The sequence below is a fragment of the Pseudomonas sp. GW821-FHT09E04 genome (assembly GCF_059416185.1).
This window is the reverse complement of sequence record NZ_JBWKOR010000009.1, coordinates 171,689-190,291: the sequence shown is the minus strand read 5'-3', so window position 1 is coordinate 190,291 and position 18,603 is coordinate 171,689. Positions and strand designations below refer to the sequence as shown.

General features: G+C 62.0%; 21 protein-coding genes and 1 pseudogene. 10 read left to right on the top strand and 12 right to left on the bottom strand.

Annotated features, from left to right (window positions below; all coding sequences use genetic code 11):
• Nucleotides 1–138 precede the first annotated feature (138 nt).
• Together AC07N4_RS27775 and AC07N4_RS27770 are read left to right on the top strand one after the other, a co-directional pair.
• Nucleotides 139–1,098, top strand: a complete 960-nt coding sequence (locus AC07N4_RS27775) for a nucleoside-specific channel-forming protein Tsx (protein WP_102622591.1) — start codon at nt 139–141, stop codon at nt 1,096–1,098.
• Between the two features lie 14 nt (nt 1,099–1,112).
• Nucleotides 1,113–2,135, top strand: a complete 1,023-nt coding sequence (locus tag AC07N4_RS27770) for a purine-nucleoside phosphorylase (RefSeq protein WP_493066562.1) — start codon at nt 1,113–1,115, stop codon at nt 2,133–2,135.
• 3 nt (nt 2,136–2,138) lie between these two features.
• Here the strand turns inward: AC07N4_RS27770 and AC07N4_RS27765 are convergent, their stop codons facing one another.
• The 3 genes from AC07N4_RS27765 to AC07N4_RS27755 all read right to left on the bottom strand — a co-directional run bounded on the left by AC07N4_RS27765 (nt 2,139) and on the right by AC07N4_RS27755 (nt 4,168).
• Nucleotides 2,139–3,095, bottom strand: coding sequence for a quinone oxidoreductase family protein (locus AC07N4_RS27765; RefSeq protein ID WP_493066561.1), 957 nt, complete (start codon nt 3,093–3,095; stop codon nt 2,139–2,141).
• A gap of 30 nt (nt 3,096–3,125) precedes the next feature.
• Complete coding sequence (locus AC07N4_RS27760) at nt 3,126–3,299, bottom strand: DUF1427 family protein (RefSeq protein WP_085733565.1); 174 nt, start codon at nt 3,297–3,299, stop codon at nt 3,126–3,128.
• A gap of 89 nt (nt 3,300–3,388) precedes the next feature.
• Nucleotides 3,389–4,168 carry an AraC family transcriptional regulator gene (locus tag AC07N4_RS27755; protein WP_493066560.1) on the bottom strand — a complete coding sequence of 260 codons (780 nt, stop codon included), beginning with the start codon at nt 4,166–4,168 and terminating at the stop codon, nt 3,389–3,391.
• Between the two features lie 146 nt (nt 4,169–4,314).
• On the opposite strand from AC07N4_RS27755, the gene AC07N4_RS27750 reads away from it, so the two are divergent.
• Entirely contained in the window at nt 4,315–4,542 is a 228-nt protein-coding gene (locus AC07N4_RS27750; RefSeq protein ID WP_096821993.1) for a DUF6555 family protein, read from the top strand.
• A 38-nt stretch (nt 4,543–4,580) separates the two neighbouring features.
• A complete protein-coding gene (locus AC07N4_RS27745) occupies nt 4,581–4,853 on the top strand; it encodes a hypothetical protein (RefSeq protein ID WP_096821994.1) in 273 nt (90 codons plus the stop codon).
• A 23-nt stretch (nt 4,854–4,876) separates the two neighbouring features.
• Here the strand turns inward: AC07N4_RS27745 and AC07N4_RS27740 are convergent, their stop codons facing one another.
• From AC07N4_RS27740 to AC07N4_RS27730, 3 genes are all read right to left on the bottom strand, one after another.
• On the bottom strand, nt 4,877–5,044 hold the full coding sequence (locus tag AC07N4_RS27740; RefSeq protein ID WP_074689145.1) for a metallothionein: 168 nt from the start codon (nt 5,042–5,044) through the stop codon (nt 4,877–4,879).
• A 433-nt stretch (nt 5,045–5,477) separates the two neighbouring features.
• Nucleotides 5,478–5,933 (bottom strand): DMT family transporter, encoded by a 456-nt coding sequence (locus tag AC07N4_RS27735; RefSeq protein ID WP_273538646.1) that lies wholly within the window; start codon nt 5,931–5,933, stop codon nt 5,478–5,480.
• Nucleotides 5,934–5,937: 4 nt separating this feature from the next.
• Nucleotides 5,938–6,426, bottom strand: a complete 489-nt coding sequence (locus AC07N4_RS27730) for a DMT family transporter (protein WP_249489963.1) — start codon at nt 6,424–6,426, stop codon at nt 5,938–5,940.
• Nucleotides 6,427–6,537: 111 nt separating this feature from the next.
• Here AC07N4_RS27730 and AC07N4_RS27725 point away from each other — a divergent pair, with 111 nt between their 5' ends.
• On the top strand, nt 6,538–7,473 hold the full coding sequence (locus AC07N4_RS27725) for a LysR family transcriptional regulator (RefSeq protein ID WP_493066559.1): 936 nt from the start codon (nt 6,538–6,540) through the stop codon (nt 7,471–7,473).
• Between the two features lie 202 nt (nt 7,474–7,675).
• Here the strand turns inward: AC07N4_RS27725 and ctpM are convergent, their stop codons facing one another.
• On the bottom strand, nt 7,676–9,358 hold the full coding sequence (ctpM, locus tag AC07N4_RS27720; RefSeq protein WP_493066558.1) for a methyl-accepting chemotaxis protein CtpM: 1,683 nt from the start codon (nt 9,356–9,358) through the stop codon (nt 7,676–7,678).
• 215 nt (nt 9,359–9,573) lie between these two features.
• Entirely contained in the window at nt 9,574–10,893 is a 1,320-nt protein-coding gene (locus AC07N4_RS27715; RefSeq protein WP_096821997.1) for a Na+/H+ antiporter family protein, read from the bottom strand.
• A 314-nt stretch (nt 10,894–11,207) separates the two neighbouring features.
• On the opposite strand from AC07N4_RS27715, the pseudogene AC07N4_RS27710 reads away from it, so the two are divergent.
• Together AC07N4_RS27710 and AC07N4_RS27705 are read left to right on the top strand one after the other, a co-directional pair.
• Nucleotides 11,208–12,497, top strand: a pseudogene (locus AC07N4_RS27710) (cache domain-containing protein); the annotation flags it as partial.
• A 102-nt stretch (nt 12,498–12,599) separates the two neighbouring features.
• Nucleotides 12,600–13,355, top strand: a complete 756-nt coding sequence (locus AC07N4_RS27705; protein WP_404943238.1) for a methyl-accepting chemotaxis protein — start codon at nt 12,600–12,602, stop codon at nt 13,353–13,355.
• Between the two features lie 40 nt (nt 13,356–13,395).
• On the opposite strand, the gene AC07N4_RS27700 is transcribed toward AC07N4_RS27705, so the two are convergent.
• Genes AC07N4_RS27700 through AC07N4_RS27685 form a run of 4 tightly spaced genes read right to left on the bottom strand, consistent with a single transcriptional unit; the run spans nt 13,396 to nt 16,015 of the window.
• Nucleotides 13,396–14,709, bottom strand: a complete 1,314-nt coding sequence (locus AC07N4_RS27700) for an ATP-binding protein (RefSeq protein ID WP_102650866.1) — start codon at nt 14,707–14,709, stop codon at nt 13,396–13,398.
• A complete protein-coding gene (locus AC07N4_RS27695; protein ID WP_102622365.1) occupies nt 14,706–15,374 on the bottom strand; it encodes a response regulator transcription factor in 669 nt (222 codons plus the stop codon). The genes AC07N4_RS27700 and AC07N4_RS27695 overlap by 4 nt, the downstream gene beginning before the upstream one ends.
• Before the next feature lie 3 nt (nt 15,375–15,377).
• A complete protein-coding gene (locus tag AC07N4_RS27690) occupies nt 15,378–15,704 on the bottom strand; it encodes a PepSY domain-containing protein (protein ID WP_096822001.1) in 327 nt (108 codons plus the stop codon).
• Nucleotides 15,704–16,015 (bottom strand): PepSY domain-containing protein, encoded by a 312-nt coding sequence (locus AC07N4_RS27685; protein ID WP_102622364.1) that lies wholly within the window; start codon nt 16,013–16,015, stop codon nt 15,704–15,706. Before AC07N4_RS27685 ends, AC07N4_RS27690 begins: the two co-directional genes overlap by 1 nt.
• 149 nt (nt 16,016–16,164) lie before the next feature.
• On the opposite strand from AC07N4_RS27685, the gene AC07N4_RS27680 reads away from it, so the two are divergent.
• From AC07N4_RS27680 to AC07N4_RS27670, 3 genes are all read left to right on the top strand, one after another.
• Nucleotides 16,165–17,244, top strand: coding sequence for a patatin-like phospholipase family protein (locus AC07N4_RS27680; RefSeq protein WP_493066557.1), 1,080 nt, complete (start codon nt 16,165–16,167; stop codon nt 17,242–17,244).
• Nucleotides 17,245–17,330: 86 nt separating this feature from the next.
• On the top strand, nt 17,331–17,687 hold the full coding sequence (gene queD / locus AC07N4_RS27675) for a 6-carboxytetrahydropterin synthase QueD (RefSeq protein ID WP_007955941.1): 357 nt from the start codon (nt 17,331–17,333) through the stop codon (nt 17,685–17,687).
• 85 nt (nt 17,688–17,772) lie between these two features.
• Nucleotides 17,773–18,585, top strand: a complete 813-nt coding sequence (locus tag AC07N4_RS27670; RefSeq protein ID WP_493066556.1) for an alpha/beta fold hydrolase — start codon at nt 17,773–17,775, stop codon at nt 18,583–18,585.
• Nucleotides 18,586–18,603 lie beyond the last annotated feature (18 nt).

Sequence of the window (18,603 nt, the reverse complement as noted above, 5' to 3'; positions counted from 1 at the left end):
TGAATTGATCTGTTTTTCAGCGTCTTGCGAAACTGGTACGGGTTGTGCAAACGTTTGCGAGTCGCCGTTACTCACAATTTCGTTACAGAACCGTACAAGCCCGCTTTTTCGGGCCTTGATCCGCAAAAAGGACTTTGAATGCACGTTTCTTCCTGCCGCCGCCGTCGTGGTGCGCGCACCGTTGCTGTTTCCCTGCTACTGGCCGGCGTTACCGGAGTTCTCAGCCACACCGCGCTGGCGCAACCTGCCCTGCCCGAAGAATCTGCCCAGGGCGAAGCCCTCAGCCCCGAAGCCAGCCCGCCGAAAAAAGGCGCGTACCTGTCGGACTGGTACAACCAGGACCTGATGCTGATCGGCAGCAAGGACATCAGCTTCGGCCCACAACCGGCCGACGATATCTATCTGGAATATGAGTACTTCGGGCGCAAGGGCCCGTTCGAGCTGTACGGCTATATCGACATCCCGAAGATCTTCAACATCGGCAACAGCCACGACAAAGGCGTGTGGGATCACGGCTCGCCGGTGTTCATGGAACACGAACCGCGCATCTCCATCGACTACCTCGCCGGCCGCAGCCTGGCCATCGGGCCGTTCAAGGAATGGTACGTGGCGTTCGACTGGATCTACGATCACGGCAGCCGCAAGGAGAACCGTGCCAACACGCTGTACAGCGGTTTGGGTACCGACATCGACACCCACTCGCGGGTCAACCTGTCGGCCAACCTGTACGGGCGCTACCAGTGGGAAAACTACGGCGCCAGCAACGAGTATTCGTGGGACGGCTACCGCGCGCAGCTGAAGTACATCGTGCCGATCGACAAGTTCAGCAACGGTGCTTCGCTGACCTACATTGGTTTCACCAACTTCGATTTCGGCTCGGACCTGCACAAGGACAACCCGGCGCGCACCGCCAATGCCACGGTGGCGACCAACGTGTTGCTGTACTCGTTCACGCACCTGCGCTTCACCCTCGTCGGCCGTTACTTCCACAACGGCGGCAACTGGGAGGACGGCAGCGAGCTTAACTTCGGCGACGGCAACTTCCGCGCACGTTCCAACGGCTGGGGTTACTACGCCGGCATCGGTTATCAGTTCTGAATCCAGGAGCAATCATGAAAGCAATGACGCGTATATCTCTGGCCGCTGCTGCCCTGCTCTCTTCCACCGCCTGGGCGGCCGAGGCACCGATTCAGCCGAAAGTCGTGCTGATCACCATGTTCGCCCCGGAAGCTCAGCACTGGATCGATCGCCTCGAACTCAAGCAGGAAATCCGCGTGCCGGGCCTGTCCGCCGAGTACCCGACCATCCGCTGCAACACGCAACAGGTATGTCTGATGACCACCGGAATGGGTCAGACCAACGCCGCCGCCTCGACCCTGGCACTGGCGCTGTCGCCGAAATTCGACCTGCGCAAAAGCTACTTCCTGATCGCCGGGATTGCCGGCATCAGCCCCAAACACGGAACCATCGGCACCGCTGCCTGGGCGCATTATCTGGTCGAGTTCGGCACCCAGTGGGAACTGGATTCGCGCGATGCGCCATCGAGTTGGCCGACCGGTTACCTCGGCATCAACACTAAAGGCCCGAATGAAAAACCGCCGCTGGACTACAAGACCGAAGTCTTCGAACTCAACCCGAAACTACAGGCCAAGGCCTTCGCCCTGAGCCACAAGGTCGAACTGAGCGAGAGCGAGGAATCGGCGGCGTGGCGCCTGAAATACCCGGCAGCACCGGCCAATCAGCCTCCGGTGGTCACCCGTTGCGACACGCTGGCGGGCAACACCTGGTTCTCCGGCACACGCCTGAGCGAACGCGCCGAGGTCTGGACCAAATTGTTGACCGACAACAAAGGCGAATACTGCACCACCCAACAGGAAGACAACTCCACCTACGAGGCCCTGCTACGCGCCAGCCGCGAGGGCCTGGTGGACGTGCAGCGCCTGGCCGTGGTGCGCGCCGGCTCCGACTTCGACCGCCCGGCGCCGGGCGGCAGCGAAGTGGACAACCTGCTCAAGTACGCCGATCAGGGCGGATTTGTGCCGGCACTGGAAAACCTCTACCGCGCGGGTCATCCGCTGGTGCAGGACATCCTGAAGCACTGGTCGGCGTGGGAGAACGGCGTCCCTGAAGCCTGAGGATCAAGGCATCAGGATGATCTTGTCGCCACTGCCCTGATTCACATCGGCATAGCGCGCCAGTCCTTCGGCCAACGGCGCTTCGACAAGCCCTTGCGGCAGTGGCAGCAAGCCTTCGTCGAAGAACCGGCCGAACTGTTCGAGCATCGCCGCGCAAGCCTCAACGCCGTACAGCAGGGAGTTGATGCCGACCACCGAACCGCCCTTGCGATACAGGGCCAGCGCCGGCAGTTGCACATGCCCGTCCACCGGCGCGGCGATGATCGCGATGCGCCCGAACGGGGCCAGCGCCGGCACCGAGGCCGGCAGCCAGAACCCGGTGGTGTCGAAGATCACGTCGGCGCCACCGCGGTACACCGCGTTGACCTGAGCGCCAAGCTCCTCGGGCTTGTCCAGTTGGATCGTCTGATAACCCTGTGCCTGCAACTCCTTGACCTGCTCCGGCCGCCGCGCCGCCGCCAGCAACTGCGCGCCACGCACCTTGGCCAGCGCAAGTGCCGCCGTCGCCACCGCCCCGCCGCCGATCACCAGCAAACGGGTTTCAGCGCTGACCAGACTGCGCTCCAGCGCATCCCACGCCGTGGTGTAAGGCACGCCGAGGCTCGCGGCCTGGGTGAAACTCAGGTGCGAAGGTTTGTGCGCCACGCCATTGGCCGGCAGTTTGACGAACTGCGCATGGGAGCCGTCGGCGAAAAAGCCCAGCTCACGCCCGGTGCCCCAAACCTCCTGACCAATCAGCGCCTGCGGCCCCTCGACCACCACACCGGCAAAGTCCCGCCCGGGAATACGCGGCAGCGTGGTGTAAGGGAAACGCCCGAGCACGTTCTTCACGTCGCTGGGGTTCAGGCCCGCCGCCTTGATCTGCACCAGCACCTCGTCGCCCCCCGGCACCGGCGTCGGCACCTCGACGAAGCGCAGGGAAGACAAGTCGCCGGTTTTATCGAATTGCAGTGCTTTCATGAGTTCATCCACCGAATGAAAAAAGGAAATTCAGGACAGCCAGCCACTGACCAGTTGCCGGCCCATCGGCCACAACTGCTCGCCCGCCAGCATGCCCAACAGGCCGACCAGCGCGATGGCCGGTGGCGCCGGAGAACGGAAATCCAGCGCGCCATACAACAGGCCGACACCCAGACCGATGCCCAGGGAAATCAGGTAATTCATGGGATCACTCCGCCACATAAAGGGAATGGGCAAAGTCTAGGGAAAGGCTGCGACCGGCACCGGCCAAGGACTTCTGAATTTCGGCCAAATCAGCCTGGAAGCTGCCCTGCACTGAACTGCGAAGGCGCGACACCCAACTCGCGGCGAAACATGTCGCTGAAACTGCTCGGCGAATAACCCAGCTCACGGGCAATCGCGCTGACCGGCACGCCCTGGATCAACTCCGCCACCGCCGTCGCCAACTGCACCTGCCGCCGCCACTCAGCGAAGCCCATGCCCAGGCCTTCCTTGAACAACCGTGCAAGCGTACGCACGCTGGCCCCGGCGTTTTCGGCGTGTTGCTCAAAAGGAATCTCCAGCGACGGCGCAGCCATCACCGCCTGACACAGACTCATCAGCCGCCGGTCGGCATCGTCCGGCAGCGGAATCTTCAACTGTGAACGCCTTGCGCGTCTCAGCTCCAGCAGCGCCAGCCCGACCAACGCTTCGTAATACTCGGCATCGCCGTTATCGCCCTGCTCCACCAGCCCGACGATCAACTCGCGCAGCAGACCACCGACCTCGATCACCTGCACGGTTTCATCCAGCGTCGCCGCCAGCGCCGGGCGCAGGTAGATATTGCGCATCTGCAAATCCGACACCACGCGAATCCCGTGGGGCACGCCCGGCGGCAACCACACTGCCCGCTGCGGCGGCACCACCAGCGCCTCGTGCGGGGTCTCGACCCACATCACGCCGCTCATCGCATACAGCAACTGCCCCCAGACATGCTCGTGCGGCTCGATGAACAACCCGCGCGGATACGTGCGCGCCAGCGGTTGCACCGGCACATCGGTATCACTCAGATCGGGGGGCGCGGCGAGGGCCATGGCGAACATTCATCGGGGTTGACGGAAACACCATGGTAACCAGTCCGCCCCCTCGCTCGCCATTGATAGATACCGTCGGACAATCCGAGTGAATTTTCCCGGTGCGCGACGATCCTTCTATTACCACAGGGAGGAAGACGGGCTTTATGAACAACGCAAAACTGTTTGTCATCGAATACACCCTTCACGGCGCGCCGAAGTCGTTCATTATCCGCTCGGACAAAATGGACAACACCGAGGCGTGGCACTGGGCAAGCTGCGACGCCGGGGTGGGCCGCATCCCGCGTTTCGGTCGGGAAAAGGTGCAAAAGACCAGCAAGCCTGCGGCGGAAAAATTCGGCGTGGAAAACGTCACGTGGCGACCGGCAAGCTAAGCTGTGGCGCAGGTGGGGACTAATTCGGGGGAACACACATGACGACCATCAGCAGCCCGGCGCACCTGGACTACAGCCTGGACACCGCCTCCGGCCGAGTCACCAGAAGTATCGACTGCCCGGTTGGCCTGGAACCCGTCGAAAACGATCCCTACTGCTTCGCCCTGCGCGTCCCGGCCCCACAGCCGGAAGACCTCGAACAGGCCACAACCGTCGACGTCCGAGTCGAAGGCCGACGCCTGCAAGGCACCGTCCGCCACACCGAACGCCTGGACGACGACAGCCTGAAACTGGAAGTGGAGCCTGACTAGGCTCCACTGTTTCATACAGACCGTTATTTCGGGTGCGCGCACTGGCAACCCTTGCCAGAACACTCCTCGCCACTTTTGTGATGATGCGCGCAGGCCTCACAGCAATAATGCTTACCGTGCGCCACATAAGAATGCTCACCCTCCTTGATCGTGCAACGACATCCCGGACAATCGCATTTTCTATCTGCCATGGAACAGACTCCTTTGGTGGTGGTTGTCTGAGGCTGAAAGAACAAGCCGTGCTACCAGTGTAGAAGGTGAAAACCACCCAACAACCCAACAACCGAACCACTCACTCAACCATCCCCCACCACTCAACACGATGAGCGTTAGCTCGAGTACCGCTTTTGACGCACAGGCCCGTCGGCAGGCTGAGTGGAGGGATTGATCCGGGGGTGGGAGCGCAGCGACCGTGCGGCGAAGCCGCATGCATCGAGAGGAGGTGCAGCGAAGCAAACCGTAGGCGATGCCCCCGGATCAATCCCGGAGCGAAGGAACCCGAGCCACAGCGAGGGCCGTACGTCAGGGCACAGACCTTTTGGTTACTTTTGGGGCGTTTGCCAAAAGTGACCCGCCGTAAGGGCGGAACCCTAAGAAGCCGTTACCGCAGCAACGGATATGTACTCAATCAACCCCCCGCACGCTACTGCGATACATAAACACCAACGCCAACCCCAAACAAACCATCGCCAAAACCCGACTCGAAGACAGCTCAATCGCCGGATTCCCCAACCACCCAAAATTATCAATCAACATCCCCATCCCCAGTTGCCCGACAATCACCGCCACCGTCGCCACCGCAGTCCCCACCCGAGGCACCGCCCCCACCATCACCATCATATAAACCACCCCAAACAACGCCCCGCTCAACTGCCACTTCGGCACCTCCAACAAACTCACCACCTGCGCAGGCTCAAAAAACAGAATCAACAACCCCGTCGAAACTGCCCCCACCACAAACGTCAACAAACTGCTGCGCAGAACGCCGACGGTTTCACCCAGACGCCCATTGATCGCCGCCTGCACACTCAACACCGCGCCAGCCAACACCACCACCGCCAACAAAACAACCAGACTCATCTCATCACCCCCGCGCAATCAAAACCAAAGCCGCCACAATCAACCCCAACGCCAGCCACCGCTCACCGTTGACCTTCTTGCGCGTAGCCCCAAACCAACCGAAATGGTCAATCAGCACACTCTTGCCAACCTGCCCCGACAAAATCGCAATCATCGTCATCGCAATCCCGATATGCGGCGTCGCCAACGTCAGCACCACCACATACATCGGCCCCAGAAACCCGCCGATCAACTGCCAGCGCGGCAAATCGGTCAGCGCCGGCCCCTTCTGCGGCCCCGCAAACAGCAACAGCAAAAACAGAATCGCCGAGCCAACCCCGAAGATGCTCAAGGTCGCCCACAGGTGCCCGACCTGCTCACCCAGCGGCCCGAGCAACCCGGCCTCCACCGACAAACCCATGCCGGCCAGAATCACCAACGGCAACAGCAACAAGCGCAAACCGGACCGGGCGACAGGTGCCGGCGCAGCACTCACTTCATCAAACGACTGCATCTAAAAAACCTCTGAAGGAAACGATGGCGCGGATTATCGGCTGGCGCAGCTGTGCGATAAATGGGAGCATCCTGACAACACTTTTGCGCTACTCGCACAGCAGGACACACGATGCACGGGCTCAACGAACTGGGATTCAAGGCGCTAAGGCTGTTTGTGGCCGTGCTCGATCACGGCAGCTTTTCCGAAGTCGCCCGCCGCGAGGGCGTGGCGCCCTCTTCGATATCCCGGCAGATCCAGTTGATGGAGCAAGCGCTGAACCAGCAACTGCTTTACCGCCACACCCGCGCGGTCACACCAACCGAAGCCGGGCGCATGCTCGGCCACCACGCGCGGCTGGTGCTGGTGCAACTGGAGGAAGCCGAACAGGCGTTGCAGGAACAGCAAAGCGAACCGACCGGACTGGTGCGGATCAACGCCCCGGTGGTGTTCGGCCAACGTCATCTGACGCCATGGTTGGGCCGTCTGTGCGAGCGCTACCCAAAGCTGCAACTGGACATCCAGCAGACCGACCACTACATCGACCCGCTGCAGGAAGGCGCCGACCTGCTGTTCCGCATCGGCCCGCTGCACGATTCGAGCATGCAGGCGCGGATCCTGGCACCGCACCGGTTTCAGGTCGCGGCCAGCCCGGCGTATCTCAAGCGCTTCAGCACACCGCAGCATCCCGAAGACCTCGCCCGCCACCAGTGCCTGGCCTACAAGGGCGCGACCGGCCAACAGCGCTGGTTCTTCCGTCAGGGTCAGGGCGAGTGGACGCCGTTTTCGGTCAAGGGCCCGATCACCGGCAACCACGCCGACACGTTGACCCAGGCCGCCGAACAGGGTTTGGGGCTGGTGATGTTTCCGTCATGGCTGATCGGCGAGGCGGTGCGTGAGGGCACGCTGGTGCCGGTGCTGGGGGATTATCAGGTGTCGAACAGTGTCGAGCCGCAGCAGATTGCGGTGCTGTGGCCGGGGAGCCGGCGGTTGTCGGTGAAGGTGCGGACGGTGATTGATTTCTTTGTTGAGTGTTTTGGGGAGGTTCCTTATTGGGATCGACCCTGAAGATCAAAAGCCAGCCCTCACCCTAACCCTCTCCCGGAGGGAGAGGGGACCGATTGGGGGATATTTAAGAAATGCACCGACGTGAGCGATTAGCTTTGAATCCATAATCGACTGGTTTTTTCAGGTCGATGTATGACGCAAGACACTGCGGTCAGTCCCCTCTCCCTCCGGGAGAGGGTTAGGGTGAGGGGGCTTTCAGGGGTCAGATACGGAACTGCCCAACCAACTTACCCAGCCGCTGCCCCAAATCCGCCAGACTCCGCGAAGTCTGCGCCCCCAACTGGGTCTCATCCGCCACGTTATCCACCGCCACCGCAATCTGATGCACGCTACGGTTGATCTCTTCCGCCACCGCCGTCTGCTCTTCGGCAGCACTGGCGATCTGGGCGTTCATCGAGTTGATGGTCGCGATCAGATCCGCCATGGCATCCAGCGACGCCCCCGCCTGATTGGCCTGGGCAGACGTGCCATCACCCGCCTCGCTGGAGCGGCGCATCGCTTCAACCGCCGACTGCGTACCGGCCTGCAAGCGATCAATCATCCCCTGAATTTCCTGAGTGCTGATCTGCGTGCGTGAAGCCAGCGCCCGCACCTCGTCCGCCACCACCGCAAACCCACGCCCGGCCTCACCGGCCCGTGCTGCTTCAATCGCGGCGTTGAGTGCCAGCAGGTTGGTCTGTTCGGCGATCGAGCGGATCACCCCGAGCACGCCGACAATCGACGACACGTCCTGCTGCAGGCTGTCGAGGGACACGCCACTGCTGCGGATGTCGTCCACCAGCGCATGAATCTGCTTGATGCTGCCGGCCACCACGCGTTTGGCGGTCTGGCCTTCTTCGTCGGTCTGCTGTGCAGCGACGGCGGCGTTCTGTGCGCTCTTGGCAACTTCCTGCGCGGCAGCGGACATTTCGTTGATCGCCGTGGCGACCTGATCGGTCTCGTGGCGCTGACGCTCCATGGCCTGGTCGGAGCGCTGGGCCTGATCCGAGACCTGCGTCACCAGCCCGGTCAGTTGCGAAGTCATCTCGGTGATTTGCCGCACCAGGCCGTGGATCTTGTCGACAAAGCGGTTGAACGAACCGGCCAGTTCGCCGAGTTCGTCCTGGCTGGTGATGGTCAGGCGACGAGTCAGGTCGCCCTCACCCGCGGCAATGTCGTCGAGGTTGGCTTTCATCAGGGTCAGCGGCCGCAAAATGGTATTGGCCAGCACCAGCCCCGCCACCGCGATCAGCAGCAACACGATTACCGCCACGCCGACGATGCTCAGCACCACGCCTTCCATTCGGTCCTGAACCTGGGCCTGAACCAGCGCCACTTGCGCCTCGATGCCGTCGAGGTTGACCGACGTACCGAACGCCATGTCCCACTTCGGCAGGTATTCGGTGTAACCGAGTTTCGGCACCAGCACCTGGGCGTTACCCGGTAGCGGCGAGCTGTATTGCAGGTAGTGAGTACCGTCCTTCGCCACCTTCACCAGATCGCGGTTGACGTAGACGCCGTTCGGGTCGCGGTTGTCCTTGAAGCTCTTGCCCACGCCGTCAGGGTCGGTGGACTTGAACAGGCGCACGGTCTCGGAGTCGTAGCCGAAGAAGTAGCCGTCCTTGCCGTACTTGATGCTCGACAGCAGTTTGATCACCTGCGCCCGCGCGTCGGCGTCACCGGGGGCGGCAGCGTCGTACAGCGGTTTGATGGTGGTCATGGCCACGGCGACATAACTAGCCAGGGTGGCCTTGGCGTCGCCGAGCAGGCGTTCGCGGGTCTGTTCGACTTCCTTGTGCGCCTGCTCCTGGAGGATGAACAGCGTGGTCAGGCTGATCACCAGCGCAAAGAGCAAGACCGGAAGGACGGCAAGGGACAGGACTTTAGCCTTGAGACTCAGGCGCATGGGTGCTCACTCTTTTGGTTTTATTGGCGTGGTTAAAGGCGTTAACGGCACGCGAAAGCAAAAGTTGAGCTGCGACCTGAGTTCGGCACCTCGACGCCGATCGTTCCCACGCTCTGCGTGGGAATGCCTCTTGTGACGCTCTGCGTCACGCTTCTGGACGCAGAGCGTCCCGGGCTGCATTCCCACGCAGAGCGTGGGAACGATCAGAGTGGGTGTTACAGGACCATCGCGGCCATCCAGCCCGCCGCCAGCAACGGCAGATTGTAGTGCAGGAAGGTCGGCACCACGGTGTCCCAGATGTGGTGATGCTGGCCGTCGATGTTCAGGCCGGAAGTCGGGCCGAGGGTCGAGTCCGAGGCTGGCGAACCGGTGTCGCCCAGAGCACCCGCAGTGCCGACGATGCAGACAATCGCCATCGGGCTGAAACCCAGCTGCACGCACAGCGGCACGAAAATCGCCGCCAGAATCGGCACTGTGGAAAACGACGAACCGATGCCGATGGTCACCATCAGCCCCACCAGCAGCATCAGCAGCGCGCCAATGGCCTTGCTGTGATCAATCTGCGCCGCCGCGCTTTCGACCAGTGTGCGCACCTCGCCGGTGGCCTTCAGCACTTCGGCAAACCCTGAGGCGGCGATCATGATGAAACCGATCATCGCCATCATCTTCATGCCTTCGGTGAACAGCCCGTCAGTCTCGCGCCACTTGACGATGCCCGACGCCGAGAAAATCAGAAACCCGGCCAGCGCCCCGATAATCATCGAATCCAGCAGCAACTGAATAATGAAGGCTGCGGCGATAGCCAGGCCGGCGATGCCGATCGTCATCGGGTTGTAGGCGACGCTGACCTGCTCCACCTGCTCGATCTTTTCCAGGTCGTAGACACGCTTCTTGCGGTAGCTGAAGAACACCGCCATCAACAGACCGAACACCATGCCCGCCGCCGGGATGGCCATCGCGTGCATGACGTTGACCTGGCTGATGTCCACGCCGGCCTTGCTGACGTTGGCCAGCAGGATCTGGTTGAGGAAGATGTTGCCGAAGCCGACCGGAAACACCATGTACGGCGTGATCAGGCCGAAGGTCATGACGCAGGCGATCAGCCGGCGATCCAGTTGCAGCTTGGTCAGTACATATAGAAGCGGCGGCACCAGCAACGGAATGAACGCGATGTGGATCGGCAGGATGTTCTGCGAAGCAATCGCCACCACCCACAACAGACCGATCAGCAGCCATTTGACGCTGCCGCCCCCGGTCGCATGCTGGCGATCGACCATCGCCAGGGCCTTGTCGGCCAGCGCATGGGCCAGGCCAGACTTGGCAATCGCCACCGCGAAAGCACCAAGCAACGCGTAGGACAACGCCACCGTCGCACCGCCGCCCAGGCCACTGTTGAACGCCTTGAGCGTGGCGTCGATGCCCAGGCCGCCAGTCAGGCCACCGACCAGCGCACCGACGATCAACGCGATCACCACATGCACACGGGACAGGCTGAGGATCAGCATGACGCCGACCGCAGCAATCACTGCATTCATTTCACTACCTCAAAAACACGACGGTAAAGCCATTCACCGCCAGACAGGATGAGTCCGGCCGGCAAGCCACGAGGGTCGCCAGCGGATTTGCATAGAGGGTCTTATTAGAAGGGCGCGCACTGTGCCGCAGAGCGGGCGCAGTGTCAAAGCGACCGGTCGCGACACTGTGTAACTTTCCATGATCAAACTGCGAACGATGGCATATCCGCCACAACGTGCGTCAATTCGCCATATTGCATTTGCGCCATAAAGAAAGTCGAAACGCGGCCGTTACAGTGCAAAGTCTCAGATATTTATCGAATAAGGACGTCTCCATGTCGCTCAGACAACTTTCCATCCAATGGAAAATCACCCTGCTCGCCGGGCTCTGCCTGGCCGGTATCGTGACCCTGTTGGTGGGTCTTTCGCTGTATCGCATGGAGCACAGTTCTGAACTGGTGAAAGCTTCGAGCATGGAAATGCTCACCGAGTCGGCCCAGGCTCGCATCGAATCCCAGGGCGAAGTTCAGGCCGCGGGCATTCGCCAGCAGTTCATGGACGCCTATCAATATGGCCATGGCTTCTCGCGGCAGGTGCTGTTCCTGCGCGAACAGGCCGAGAAGCGCTTCCTCGATGCCTTCGACCTGCGCGAAGACATGACGCGTCAGGTGAAATCGGCGCTGCAGGCCAACCCGGAATTGCTCGGCCTGTCGCTGGTGTTCGAAGCCAACGCGCTGGACGGCAAGGATGAACTGTTCGCCGGCCAGGCCGAACTGGGCAGCAACGACAAGGGCCGCTTCGCCCTGTACTGGTCGCAGCCGACCCCAGGCAAGGTCACCTCGATGGCGCTGCCGGAAAGCGACATGGCCGACACCAGCACCGGCCCCAGCGGCCAGGCCGCCAACGCCTGGTTCACCTGCCCGCGCACCACGCTCAAGCCGTGCGTGATCGAGCCGTACTTCTATGTGATCGACGGGCAAAACGTGCTGATGACCAGCATCGTGTTCCCGCTGATGGTCAACGGCAAAGTCATCGCCTCGCTGTCGGTGGACATCAACCTCAACAGCCTGCAAGCGATCAGCCAGGGCGCCAGCAAAAAGCTCTATGACGGCCAGACCGCCGTGAGCATCATCAGCCCCGCCGGCCTGCTCGCCGGTTACAGCCCGGACGCCAGCAAACTCAGCCAGCGCCTCGACGCCGTGGACACCACCAGCGGCGCTGAATTGCTGCGCCTGCTGGCCTCGAGCAAAACCGTCAGCAGCCTGCACAGCAACGCGCAGCTGAAAGTGCTGTCGCCGTTCCAGCCGATTCCCGGTGGCCCGTCGTGGGGCGTGCTGCTCGATGTACCGGAGAAAGTCCTGGTCAGCCGCGCCGAAGCGCTCAAGCAACAACTGGATGCCAGCAACACCTCGGGCACGCTGATCGAACTGAGCCTGGGCGTGCTCGCCGCGCTGGTCGGCCTGCTATTGGTGTGGCTGATGGCACGCAGCGTGACCAAGCCGATCCTTGGCGTGGCCCACATGCTGGAAGACATCGCCAGCGGCGAAGGTGACCTGACCCGTCGTCTGGCCTATGACAAGAAAGACGAACTCGGTCAGTTGGCCGGTTGGTTCAACCGCTTCCTCGACAAGCTGCAACCGATCATCGCCGAGGTGAAACGCTCGGTGCAGGACGCGCGCAACACTGCCGACCAGTCCTCGGCCATTGCCACCCAGACCAGCGCCGGCATGGAACAGCAATACCGTCAAGTCGATCAGGTGGCCACCGCGTCCCACGAAATGAGCGCCACTGCCCAGGACGTGGCCCGCAGCGCCGCCCAAGCGGCCGAAGCGGCAAAAGATGCCGATCGCGCTACCCGTCAGGGCCTGACCGTGATCGACCGCACCACCGCCAGCATCGACCACCTCGCCGCCGACATGAGCGCCGCGATGATCCAGGTCGAAGGCCTGGCCGCCAACAGCGAGAAAATTGGCGCGGTGCTGGAAACCATCCGCGCCATCGCCGAGCAGACCAACCTGCTGGCGCTCAACGCTGCCATCGAAGCCGCCCGCGCCGGTGAGGCCGGTCGTGGCTTTGCGGTGGTCGCCGACGAAGTGCGCAACCTCGCCCGCCGCACCCAGGAATCGGTGGAAGAAACCCGCCAGGTGATCGAACAACTGCAAAGTGGCACGCAGGACGTGGTCGGTTCGATGGGCAACAGCCATCGTCAGGCTCAGGGCAGCGTCGAACAGGTCGGCCAGGCCGTGACCGCGCTGCGCCAGATCGGCGATGCGGTGACGGTGATCAGCGACATGAACCTGCAGATCGCCAGCGCCGCCGAAGAACAGAGCGCGGTGGCCGAAGAGATCAACAACAACGTGGCGACGATTCGTGATGTGACGGAATCGCTGTCGGGGCAGGCGAATGAATCGGCGCGGGTGAGTCAGTCGCTCAATAGTCTGGCGAATCAGCAGCAGAGTCTTATGGATCAGTTCCGGGTCTGACGCTCAAGCCCGCTCACCACAGATCCCTGTGGGAGCGGGTTTAACGCCGAGGCAACTGAATCTCCACCCTCAACCCACCCCACTCACTCTCCCCCAGCACCAAAACCCCGCCCCACGTCTCGACAATATCCCGCACAATCCCCAGCCCCAACCCATGCCCATGGGTCTGCTCATCCAGCCGCGCCCCCCGACTGAACACCTGATCGCGCTGTGCTTCGGGAATCCCCGGCCCGTCGTCCTCCACACTCAGCACAAAACCTTCAGCCTTCTCGATCACGCTCAGACGCACCTCGGCATCCGCCCATTTGCAGGCGTTGTCCAGCAGGTTGCCGAGCAATTCCAGCAGGTCTTCACGGTCCCACGGCAATTGCAGCCCGGTCGGCGCGACGTAGCTCAATGCCAGGTGTTCGCCGTGGATCATGTTCAACGTTGCCAGCAACCCCGGCAGTTCCGCATCGCAATCGAACAGTGCCCCCGGCAACGCATCGCCGGAGAGTCGCGCACGATTGAGCTCGCGGTTAAGCCGTTGCTGCACTTGTTCCAGTTGTTCCTTCAGAATCTTGCGCAATTCGGGATGAGCATCGAGCTTTTCGTTCGAGGCCAGGCTCAGCAGCACCGCCAACGGCGTTTTCAGTGCATGCCCAAGATTGCCCAACGCGTTTCGCGAGCGCTTGAGGCTGTCTTCGGTGTGCGCCAGCAAATGGTTGATCTGCGCCACCAGCGGCTCCAGTTCCGCCGGCACCTGTTCATCGAGTTGTGAGCGTTGGCCCTGCTGCAACTGGGCGATTTGCTCGCGAGCCTTTTCCAGTGGACGCAAGGCCCGATGCACGGTCAGCCGTTGCAGAATCAGGATCAGCAGCAGCCCGGCCAACCCCAGCCCCAGTCCAATCTGACGCATGCGCTGGAAGCTCTCGCGCACAGGCGTGTAATCCTGGGCCACGCTGATCGAGATCGACTGGCCGAGCCGTTTGTAATCCGAGCGCAGCACCAGCAGTTGCTGACCGTCCGGCCCCAGTTGCAGATTGCTGTGCAGGCCTGGCCGTTCCAGCAGTGGCAGTTCCTGATCCCACAACGAACGGGAGCGCCAGTGACTCTCGGCGAAATCGATGCGGAAGTAATGCCCGGAAAACGGCCGCTGATAGGCCGGCGACAAGTGCCGCTCGTCCAGCTGCAAGCCTTGCGGGCCGCGCACCAGCGCCACCAGCAGGCTCTCGCTGTCATTGCGCAGGCCGGCTTCGAGGTAACGCTGCAACCCCACTTCGAACAGCCACAGGCTGGTTTGCGCCAGCACCAGGCCGACGATCACCATGACGCTGATCAGACCCAGGCTCAAGCGGCGCTGGATCGATCTCACGAAGCTTGTCCGCCGAACAGATAACCCTGGCCGCGACGGGTTTCGATCACGCTTTTGCCGAGTTTGCGGCGCAGGTGGTTGACATGGACTTCAAGCACGTTGGAGTCGCGCTCGGTTTCACCATCGTAGAGGTGTTCGGCGAGGTGGCTTTTGGAAAGAATCTGCTCCGGGTGCAGCATGAAGTAGCGCAGCAGGCGGAACTCGGCGGCGGTCAGTTGAATATCGGCGCCGTCGCGCACGACGCACTGGCGGCCCTCGTCCAGATGCAGCCCCGCCGACTTGAGCGTCGGCTGGTTGGCCTGCCCCTTGGAGCGGCGCAGCAACGATTGAATGCGCAAATGCAGTTCTTCCGGGTGGAAGGGTTTGGTCAGGTAATCGTCGGCACCGGCCTTCAGGCCTTCGATGCGCTCGGCCCAGGAATCCCGGGCAGTGAGGATCAGCACCGGCGTCGCCAGCCCACCGGCGCGCCATTGCGCCAGCACTTCAAGGCCCGGCACGCCCGGCAAGCCAAGGTCGAGAACGATCAGGTCGTACGGCTCGCTACGGCCCTGATAAACCGCATCACGGCCGTCCGTCAGCCAGTCCACGGCGTAGCCCTGGCGTTGCAGGCCGGCGATCAGTTCATCGGCCAGGGGGACGTGGTCTTCCACCAGAAGCAAACGCATCGGTCAATCTTCCTTGTCTTTCAGTAAACGGCCGGTGGCGGCCTCGAGATGCAGCTCGCGTGTCACACCGTCGACGGTCAGCAACTCGACTTCGTAAATGTAGACGTCGTGTTTTTCTTCCAGCTCGACTTCCAGCAGTTTCGCGCCGGGGTAGCGATCCAGCGCGTTATGCAGCACCTGCTCCAGCGGCAGAATCACACCCTGCTGACGCAGGCGCAGGGCTTCGTCCTGATTCAGGTCGCGAGCGAGCGGCGCCGAGCAGAACGCAACGAGCGCCAGGGCCATAAGGCCCGTGGCGCGCGTCGATGAATACGGCAAAAACAATTTCATTAAGTGTCCTGATGATCCTTGCGCAACAGCCCGTCGCTCGCGTCCAGTTCCATTTCCCATTCCACGCCTTGCGGATCTTTCAGCTCGATCTGGTACAGATAAAAGCCGTAGCGCTTTTCCAGTTCGATATCGATGACTGTCGAATCCGGATGGCGGGCCATGGCCGTGGCCTTGACGGTCTCAATCGGCACAATGGTACCAGCGTCGATCAATCTTCGGGCTTCATCCGCAAGCAAGTCGCGGGTGTGGGCGAGGTTCGAGGTCAGGCCGTAGAACAGGAGCGCGATGAACAGGGTCGCGAGGATTTTCATGAGTGTCTCCTGATATCTGGTAGTGCTTCCTTGGCGGACACCTTAGCGATTCGAACTTAATTGAAACTGAACTGCCATCATCGAACCCGCTCCTGCAGGGCTGGCAACATGTGTTTATAATTCTTCGCTTGCTAACGATCGAGACCGGTATGACAGCCATCCACATCAAGTTCCCTGCCCTCACCCTCAAGGCTGGCCCGCGCGCCATGGCACGCATCCGCGCCCAGGGCCTGAACGCCGCCGACGTCGGCACACTGCCCGGCGCTGCCGGTGGGCCAAAGGCGTTGGGGATTCAGGGGCTGGATCTGGCGCTGTTCGGCGAGTGGCTGCCGGCGGCACCGCGCGAGCGCTCGCTGATCGGTGCGTCGGTCGGTTCCTGGCGCTTCGCCAGCGCCTGTCTGCCGGATGCCGCCGAAGGCATTCGCCGCCTCGGTCATCTGTACACCGAGCAGAACTTCAACAAGGGCGTGACCATCGGTGAAGTCAGCCGCAGTTCGCAGCGCATGCTCGATGACCTGCTTGACGGTCGCGATGCCGTACTGCTCGACAACGCCCATTACCGCTTGAACATCATGGTGGTCAAAAGCCACGGGCGGCTGGCGGACGATCATCGCGGCCGGCTCGGGCTGGCGCTGGGTTCAGTGATCGCCGACAACCTGCGGGGCCGGGCGCGGCTGTCGCGGCACTTCGAACGGCTGATCATCCACGACCCGCGCCTGGCGCCACCGGTGCATGCGCTGAACGATTTCCCGTCGCGCTTCGTTACCCTCGATGCCGGCAACCTGCGCCAGGCGCTGCTGGCCTCGGGCTCGATCCCGATGGTCATGGAAGGCGTGCGCGACCTGCCGGGCGCCGGAGCCGGCACCTTCCGCGATGGCGGTCTGCTGGACTATCACCTCGACCTGCCCTACAGCGGCGACGGCATCGTGCTCTATCCGCACTTCACCGACCGGGTGATTCCGGGCTGGTTCGACAAGAACCTGCCCTGGCGCAAAGCCTCGGTGGAACGCCTGCAGGACGTGCTGTTGCTGGCGCCATCCAAGGAATACCTGGCGCGCCTGCCCTACGGCAAACTCCCCGACCGTAACGACTTCAAGCGCTTCATGGGCGATGCACCGAGCCGGCAGAAATACTGGCGCGCGGCGATGGACGAAAGTCGCCGGCTGGGCGACGAGTTCCTTGAACTGACTGCCAATGGTCGCCTCGCCGAGCGCTTGCTGACCCTTTAGTCAGCACAGCCTTGGACAAGCTGGTAAACTCGCCGCCTGCCCGAATTCGCTGCGGCGAACGCCATCTCAACAGAGCTGAAAACACTGTGGAAATCTTCAAGGAATTTACGTTCGAATCCGCCCACCGCCTGCCCCACGTACCGGACGGCCACAAGTGCGGACGCCTGCACGGTCACTCGTTCAAAGTGGCGATTCACCTGAGCGGCGACCTCGATCCGCACACCGGCTGGATCCGTGATTTCTCCGAGATCAAGGCGATTTTCAAGCCGCTGTACGAGCGTCTGGACCACAACTACCTGAACGATATTCCGGGCCTTGAGAACCCGACCAGCGAAGTGCTGGCCAAGTTCATCTGGAATGAGTTGAAGCCCCTGCTGCCGGAACTCAGTGCGATCCGCATCCACGAGACCTGCACCAGCGGTTGCATCTATCGCGGCGAGTAAATCCAGCGACACCAAAAAACCACCGAGACCGGTGGTTTTTTTACGCCTATGCTTTTTGGCTCGAACCCGCCAAGAGGACAGGCCCATGACGGACTGGCTGCTGGATCAGGTCTTTGACTTCAACGGGCGACAGATTCGCCACGGGGTGCGCGGCGACGGCCCGCCGCTGGTGTTCGTGCACGGCACACCCTTCTCTTCCTACGTGTGGCACCGCATCGCGCCGCATTTTTTCGCCAGCCATCGGGTGCATTACTTCGACCTGCTGGGCTACGGACGATCCGAACAACCGGACGCCGATGTCTCCCTGGGCGTGCAAAACGAATTGCTCGCGCAACTGCTGGATCACTGGGGCCTGCAACGCCCGGACGTGGTTGCCCACGACTTCGGCGGCGCCACCGCCCTGCGCGCGCATCTGCTCAATGGCAAGGATTACCGCACCCTGACGCTGATCGACCCGGTGGCGCTGACGCCCTGGGGTTCGCCGTTCGTGCAGCACGTGCGCCAGCATGAAGCGGCGTTCAGCGACCTGCCCGATTACATCCAGCGCACCATCGTCCCGGCCTACATTCGTGGGGCGATTCATCGTGACATTCCGGATGATGAACTGGCGCCCTACGTGCAGCCGTGGCTGGGCGATCCGGGACAAGCGGCGTTCTACCGGCAGATTGCACAGATGGACCAGCGCTTCACACTGGAGGTGCAGTCGCTGTACCCAACGATCCGCTGCCCGGTGCAGATTCTCTGGGGTGAGGAGGATCAGTGGATTCCCATCGAACGCGGCCGGGCATTGCATCAGATGATCCCCGGATCGCAGTTCCATCCGATCCCGAATGCCGGGCATCTGGTACAGGAAGATGCGCCTGAAGCCATCGTTGCTGCACTGCTGCGGTTCCTCTGATCGAATCCCATGACCTCG

Coding starts and splice junctions, on each gene's coding strand:
- AC07N4_RS27760 (WP_085733565.1), bottom strand. CDS start 3,299: ATGAATTACCTGATTTCCCTGGGCATCGGTCTGGGTGTCGGCCTGTTG.
- AC07N4_RS27680 (WP_493066557.1), top strand. CDS start 16,165: ATGACAGCCATCCACATCAAGTTCCCTGCCCTCACCCTCAAGGCTGGC.
- AC07N4_RS27750 (WP_096821993.1), top strand. CDS start 4,315: ATGAACAACGCAAAACTGTTTGTCATCGAATACACCCTTCACGGCGCG.
- AC07N4_RS27775 (WP_102622591.1), top strand. CDS start 139: ATGCACGTTTCTTCCTGCCGCCGCCGTCGTGGTGCGCGCACCGTTGCT.
- AC07N4_RS27745 (WP_096821994.1), top strand. CDS start 4,581: ATGACGACCATCAGCAGCCCGGCGCACCTGGACTACAGCCTGGACACC.
- ctpM (WP_493066558.1), bottom strand. CDS start 9,358: ATGCGCCTGAGTCTCAAGGCTAAAGTCCTGTCCCTTGCCGTCCTTCCG.
- AC07N4_RS27765 (WP_493066561.1), bottom strand. CDS start 3,095: ATGAAAGCACTGCAATTCGATAAAACCGGCGACTTGTCTTCCCTGCGC.
- AC07N4_RS27730 (WP_249489963.1), bottom strand. CDS start 6,426: ATGCAGTCGTTTGATGAAGTGAGTGCTGCGCCGGCACCTGTCGCCCGG.
- AC07N4_RS27740 (WP_074689145.1), bottom strand. CDS start 5,044: ATGGCAGATAGAAAATGCGATTGTCCGGGATGTCGTTGCACGATCAAG.
- AC07N4_RS27715 (WP_096821997.1), bottom strand. CDS start 10,893: ATGAATGCAGTGATTGCTGCGGTCGGCGTCATGCTGATCCTCAGCCTG.
- AC07N4_RS27705 (WP_404943238.1), top strand. CDS start 12,600: ATGGAACAGCAATACCGTCAAGTCGATCAGGTGGCCACCGCGTCCCAC.
- AC07N4_RS27770 (WP_493066562.1), top strand. CDS start 1,113: ATGAAAGCAATGACGCGTATATCTCTGGCCGCTGCTGCCCTGCTCTCT.
- AC07N4_RS27695 (WP_102622365.1), bottom strand. CDS start 15,374: ATGCGTTTGCTTCTGGTGGAAGACCACGTCCCCCTGGCCGATGAACTG.
- AC07N4_RS27685 (WP_102622364.1), bottom strand. CDS start 16,015: ATGAAAATCCTCGCGACCCTGTTCATCGCGCTCCTGTTCTACGGCCTG.
- AC07N4_RS27735 (WP_273538646.1), bottom strand. CDS start 5,933: ATGAGTCTGGTTGTTTTGTTGGCGGTGGTGGTGTTGGCTGGCGCGGTG.
- AC07N4_RS27725 (WP_493066559.1), top strand. CDS start 6,538: ATGCACGGGCTCAACGAACTGGGATTCAAGGCGCTAAGGCTGTTTGTG.
- AC07N4_RS27670 (WP_493066556.1), top strand. CDS start 17,773: ATGACGGACTGGCTGCTGGATCAGGTCTTTGACTTCAACGGGCGACAG.
- AC07N4_RS27690 (WP_096822001.1), bottom strand. CDS start 15,704: ATGAAATTGTTTTTGCCGTATTCATCGACGCGCGCCACGGGCCTTATG.
- AC07N4_RS27755 (WP_493066560.1), bottom strand. CDS start 4,168: ATGGCCCTCGCCGCGCCCCCCGATCTGAGTGATACCGATGTGCCGGTG.